At 56.2% G+C, this 5,643-nt stretch carries 5 protein-coding genes; all 5 read right to left on the bottom strand.

Translation table 11 applies throughout. The annotated features are described in order from the left end of the window. Positions 1 to 203: 203 nt before the first annotated feature. The 5 genes from CJ255_RS20915 to CJ255_RS20890 all read right to left on the bottom strand — a co-directional run bounded on the left by CJ255_RS20915 (position 204) and on the right by CJ255_RS20890 (position 5,474). Positions 204 to 1,697: a hypothetical protein gene (locus CJ255_RS20915; RefSeq protein WP_097646019.1), complete on the bottom strand. Its 1,494-nt coding sequence runs from the start codon at positions 1,695 to 1,697 to the stop codon at positions 204 to 206. 393 nt (positions 1,698 to 2,090) lie between these two features. Further along, positions 2,091 to 2,912, bottom strand: coding sequence for a hypothetical protein (locus CJ255_RS20905; protein ID WP_097646017.1), 822 nt, complete (start codon positions 2,910 to 2,912; stop codon positions 2,091 to 2,093). Positions 2,913 to 2,920: 8 nt separating this feature from the next. Next, the gene (locus CJ255_RS20900; RefSeq protein WP_124682042.1) at positions 2,921 to 3,676 is read right to left on the bottom strand and encodes a hypothetical protein; all 756 of its coding nucleotides are present in this window, start codon (positions 3,674 to 3,676) and stop codon (positions 2,921 to 2,923) included. A 147-nt stretch (positions 3,677 to 3,823) separates the two neighbouring features. Next, positions 3,824 to 4,402 carry an RAMP superfamily CRISPR-associated protein gene (locus CJ255_RS20895; RefSeq protein WP_097646015.1) on the bottom strand — a complete coding sequence of 193 codons (579 nt, stop codon included), beginning with the start codon at positions 4,400 to 4,402 and terminating at the stop codon, positions 3,824 to 3,826. After that, entirely contained in the window at positions 4,395 to 5,474 is a 1,080-nt protein-coding gene (locus tag CJ255_RS20890) for a Cas10/Cmr2 second palm domain-containing protein (protein WP_124682041.1), read from the bottom strand. Before CJ255_RS20890 ends, CJ255_RS20895 begins: the two co-directional genes overlap by 8 nt. Positions 5,475 to 5,643: the final 169 nt, after the last annotated feature.

The raw sequence follows: 5,643 nt of genomic DNA, 5'->3' as shown, positions 1-5,643 counted from the left end.
CAGCTAACTAGAGTATAGCGAATCTATTCGTGTTTGCAAAGCTCCTATAGTCTTGGTAGCGCGAAGAAGCCCTGGGCTAAACTTAGGTGCGCGGGCCGAAGGCCCGCGCACCCAGCATGTTGCCACTCTGAACAGGTACGATACGGGGTGATATAATGATCATCGGACGGTACTCTATTGCATTGCGGAAGTGGCGGCTGAGATCAGCAGGGAAGCAGACGAGTGCGAACTTCTGCCAGCAGTTCCTCGCACAGTCCATCCGGTTGGCTGATACCAAGTTCCTTCAGCACATCCTGCACGAGCGGCTGGCTCAGGAACCTGGGTGGATCATCCTTAGACCATAACCCGGCCTGCTGCATCTCGGTGCGCGCTCCATTCATGAGTTGCGGTGTTGGCTCGTTATGCGCGACATCGTTGCGTAGATCGCGAATTTTCTGAGTTACCGCTTTGCCAAATTTCGTCAGGCTGGTGAGCTTGAGATAGTGTTCCGCAATTTGATTAGCGCAGACCGCAGTATCATCGATCTGGTACCAATCTACTCCGTCCACTGTCTCTTTCCGAATAAACGGTCGCTTACGGTTCTCATCCTTCTTGGTCTTCGAGAGCGCAGCAAGCTTCGCAGAGTCGTTTTCGCGTACCAGTTCGTTGGGAGGAGGCACATGAAACATGAATTGGCGCTTGCTCGCATGCCGTGACGTTTTATCTCCAAGATAATCCCACAGCGCCGCCTCGAAGAAGGCCACCGTGCCATGCGCTGCCCGTGGAATATCTCCCGCACGGAGCGCAAATTCGACGCGCAAAGCGGCCCGCACGGCTAGGCGCTGGTGCTTCAGCACCGAAAGATCACACTCATCGGGTATTGGCAATGACGACGCAAAACAAGCAAGCCACTCAACCACTCTGGTCCATTCTTGACCGGGCTGATCTTTGATGTATGCGACCGCACCCCATGCGCCCAGCAAGTTGCCCTTTTCGATCAGTGATAAGGCTTGCCAACGCGCTCGGTAGCCGGAAGCTGGATGAAACCTTTCTTCAATAGCCCGGTCAACCTGCTTGGCGATGGCGGCATCCGGCACTTCCAGTACGTCTACTTTTGCGCCTGTAGGAACCGCGTACAGGCGAGCCAGTTCCTCGATCACCGCGTTTACTGCAGCCATTCCCCCAGTTGTCGCCGCAAAGATCTGTGTAGGCTTCAGACCCTCAATCGCACCGGCTATAGCCTGCTCCAGGCGTGCCACAACTTCGCGGCGTACAACAGCATCGAGAGGGTTGGCTGGATCATCAAACCGTTCATTGCCTTCAAGAAATGCGTGACGTTGAACTTGAGAGATACCACGATCATAGAGGCGCTGTTCTAGCACTGCACCCGCAAAGCGAGGATCATCGTTCTTCTTACGGCGAGTCTCGAAGATAAGCGCGGCAACCGGTAGTTCGCGCAGTTCATTGGTGAAATAGTTGAGCACCGCGTCCAGTTTGGGGGTGCAGAGGGCCAGATCGCCAGCGGGGAGCACAGATGCTTTGTCGCCTTTTGCCTTTGCGACTGGCGGGTCAAGAACGCGCCACGCCCGCTGCTCGATTTGGTTGTGCAAGGTACCACACGTCTTGTCATCAAGTTCGCGGCGCACAACTCCATTTTCGTCGTTAACAACGATCTGAACATCCGTCCGACCAGTGGTCATAATCAATAAGCTCGTCAACGCTTGCCTCCTTTGCGATAACGACGTGCGCGCGAATGTGTGGTTCGCAGCTTCGTATGGAACGTATGGATATTTTCGTTCCCGTCTCTATCCTTTGCCCGCGGATAGTCGGCTGCATCGGGATGCTTGTGCCGATGCATAGCCAGCCACTCCTCCTGCATTGGCGACGGCGCGTAATGGCTCTTCGTCCAGGCGATGACATCGCCTGCGTTGTGTAACAGTGGCTTATCATCTACGCTATTGAGCAGCAAGAGCGCCTTGGCCGCGATGCGCACGCTGCCCCAGCCCAGGGGCCGTGCGTAGCCTAGTTTCGAGCAATAACCGTCTGCATGCTTACCCCCGATCACTTCATGGAACTGATGAGGACAAAGCGCAACGAGCACTGCGGCGAGTTCAGCCGGATCGAGATCGCGGAAGCGTAAGGTGAAGCGGAAGCGACGGCGCGGAGATGCAGTTCTTCTCGGTGTCCCACTCAACCCAGAGCATATCGCCGGGTTGAAATACTTCGTTCTGTGCCGCTGCAAGAATGCGCTCGCGGGCCTCGGCACTTGTTACCTTCTTGGGGACATCGGGATGCCGTTCGGAGAAGTGGCCATGATCGAGATCGATAAGATGGCGGATTGTTGCTAGGTAGCCCTCTCGCGCTGCTTGCGGAACGTCAGCAACTTCGGTCTGTGTATCACGAAGAATCCTTAGAGAGCGATGCACTTGTGGCTTCGCGTTAAGCTGCTCGCCCGCCCCCTGACCACCACGATACGGGGCACCATTTCCATTTCTATCTTCAAAGCGATAGTCAAATCTCTTTGTCCTCTTGTTGTACTCAAGCGATGCAGGGAACAGTTCCAACTTCATTGGAACGCGAACTTGATAATCATCACCAAGCAGCATCGACTCTACGCCATCCGATGGTACTCGATCCAGTCGTGGAACGAGAAATCGCCGCTCAACCTTATCTGGAAACATCGCGTTGGGCCGGTACGAATAGGAGCGTTCAGCTACGCGCTCCATCGGGGCACCGAGTAACGCGCCTAACTCGTGCCGAAGCAGACCCTTGAGCGTGTCGCCAGGAATGATGACCGGACGCTCGCCCCACGGCGCACGTAGCGGGCAAAGCACGGCCTTCTTGTCAACGATCTGGCCGATGCCATGTAGGTTGGCTGGAACCAGCCAGTCTACATCCTCAGTACCAACAGTTCCCCGTTCCCAACCAACCAAGAGCGGGGTCAGCGTCTCAAGTTCAAAGCGGATTTCACCCGATAACCTGCCAGCACTGCTCGTCCCGTCGTGCCAGACGGGTTCAGCAGTAGAAAATGCTTCGGGGAGCGCAACGAAGCCGTAGGGCTTTTTCCGCAGGTCAGGTGGTGCCTCCTCTGGCTGGCGCTGTACGCTGCCGGGTTGCTGAGTTTTTCTAAAATCGCCCTTGCATCAGCATGTCCCCAACTTTTTGCACCAGCCGTTGTCGGATTGAGGCGATCTCTGATCGCCTCCGTGTTGCCGCGTTCGAGATCGGCAACCAGATCGAACCACTGTGACAGGCTGGGCTTACGCTCCATAGCCTTCGGCGGCTTCGCCAGGGCCTTACGCTCATCAAACCACTGGCGTGTTTGTGCTGCGATGACTTCCGTGGGATCGTCTTCCACTGCCTGCGGTTCGTCACATCCAACGGGGTCACTTGTGATCCCCGGCAGCACTTCGTCGAGGCGAAAATGCCCAAACCCCTCGTGGGTACGTTCACCCAACCACTCTCCCTGCGCCGCTCGGCGTGCCAGTTCAGCGACACCCGTTCCTGTAACCTCGAAGACAGAACCCCGCCGAATCGCTGCCGCCGGCATGCGCCACAAACGCGATGTACCGTTGAAGCCATGAACCATCACCCAGTCCTGCATTGATTGCTCAATCCGCAGGCTATCCGTTCCAATCAACGCTTGGAGCGCTGCTTCATCCAGAGCCGTACGCCAGCGCAGAAAATCGTCGCGCACGAGGAGATCCGCAGTCAGGATGAGGCGGAATGTCTTGCTTGAATCAAGGATCGCAAGAGGAGAGGGGCCAATGCTTGTGCGAGAGAGGCCATGGCATCTGGCGAACCGCAAAGCTCAACGAGGAAATGGGTCTCCTCCACAATCTGCTCAGCAGAGCGGATCGCAGTTCGTAAGCAACAGTTTCAGGCGCTTGGTCGGCGTGCCGATCTGCCGCGCTGTCAACGAGGCTTCCGCAAGCGCAAGCTTCAAACGACCAGCGCCCGTAGCGCGGCCACTGCCGAGCGCGTCAACCTCTTGAATGAGGCGCTGCAAAAGCGGCATATCACGCCTCGGCAATTCAACTGTGCCCACAAACTTCGTCCCTTTGGGTACAAATTCAATGGCGCGTAACGTGTCATCGTTTGGCGCACGATTATCATATGACTGACGGGCGCTTGAACGCCAGATGCGACACTCAGAGGCATCGCTCGTATACAAGGAGGTGAATAAGGCGCGTTGCTGCAGGCCGCCACTCCGACCAAAGAAATCACTCACCGTTTGCTCGTCGTGCAGCCTCCGTGCAGCATCGCGTAGTACGCCCTCGACGTGTGAAGCCCAGATGACAGGCCGACCGTGCCGGTCGCGGGCGAGCAGCGCATCAATGCCGCCGCCGCCGGAACCAGTACCAAAGTGCGCGTCGGCAAGCAATTCAGCCGTGATGTTGCAACGAATCCACTCTTCAGCCATCAACGACCCCCTGTTCATGCTGCGCTGTCTTGTTGCCCCTTCCTAACCGAGCGATTTCAGTGATCTCGATGAGATCAAGGAGCGGAGTAGTGGAGGGGCTGTCACCCGACTGCCAGACCGAGTTGACACCAGCGTCCTGCAGCGCTTTTTTCGCCTCTTGCGACAACTCGGCAAAAGCAAGTTCTGCCAAGTGTCGTCCGCGTGGGAGTTGTTCCACAAGATAGCGGAGTTGCGAACGCGGCGCATCTTTCAATTTCTCCGCGCTACACACGAGACCTTGAAGACTATTGAGTCCCTCGCCTAGCACGTCAAGTGGGCGCTGCGAGAGGACGCGCCGATCCTGAGCCGTGCCGCAGATCCAGTCGCGGCGACGAACCTCCTCGGGATCATCAACCCAAGTTGTGGTATAGACCGCCCAATCAACCACCGAGCGAGCCGGCTCCTTGCGCTCTTTGAGGCCACGGAAGCGCCGTTTGGCGGAACTGGCAAGCCGTTCTGCTACATCATGCAGGCGATGGATGGGAACCTTTGGATTCGCAATCACAACGCCCACCCCAAGCGTCAGTTTAAAGTCCCCAGTGTTTTCAGGTTGGAGCCTTTCTAACTCCTCACACAGCGCCACAACAAACGGTAACGCTTTCGCGGCGCGACACACGACCAAGAGATCATCGCCACCGAGCATGAGGATCACCAGCGGCACGACACCTGTTTCGTCTTCACACGTAGTTTCGATCGCCTTCTGCAGGGCACGGCGCAGAAGTACGCGATTTCGATGAAAGAAGTGCGCCCATTGCTCGTCAGTGCTGTCCGCGCCGTTGCCTACGCCGCTGCCTACGCCGTTGCCATCGGCGTGAATGAGTGCAAGGTAGCCAGACCTCACCAATTCGTGCAGATTCTGCGCTTGCTGTAATGTACCAAGCTTCGACGTTGCACGGAGTAAACTAGCAATGTCTTTCGCTTTGTACTCATCGGCATTTGCAGCTTTGTATCGGCGTGCAACATCGAGTGAAACATTGGCGTATTTATCCCCTTTGTCCTTGTCTATTTTATAGGTAATCTCTTTCGCCGCCAAGCCGCGCCCCGTCCACTGGCATGGTGCCAGCACCGGCAACTCGGTCGAGAGATAGGTGTGAGCTTTTTGATACTCTTTATCATTGATGCGGATGAAGACTTGTCATTGGATGCTCCTTCTTATTTGTCTCAACAGCTAACTAGAGTATAGCGAATCTATTCGTGTTTGC

Origin of the sequence: Candidatus Viridilinea mediisalina, from assembly GCF_002532535.1 — a bacterium.
In the GTDB taxonomy this organism is placed as follows: Bacteria; Chloroflexota; Chloroflexia; order Chloroflexales; family Chloroflexaceae; genus Viridilinea; species Viridilinea mediisalina.
This window is presented reverse-complemented; position numbering and strand designations above follow the sequence as displayed.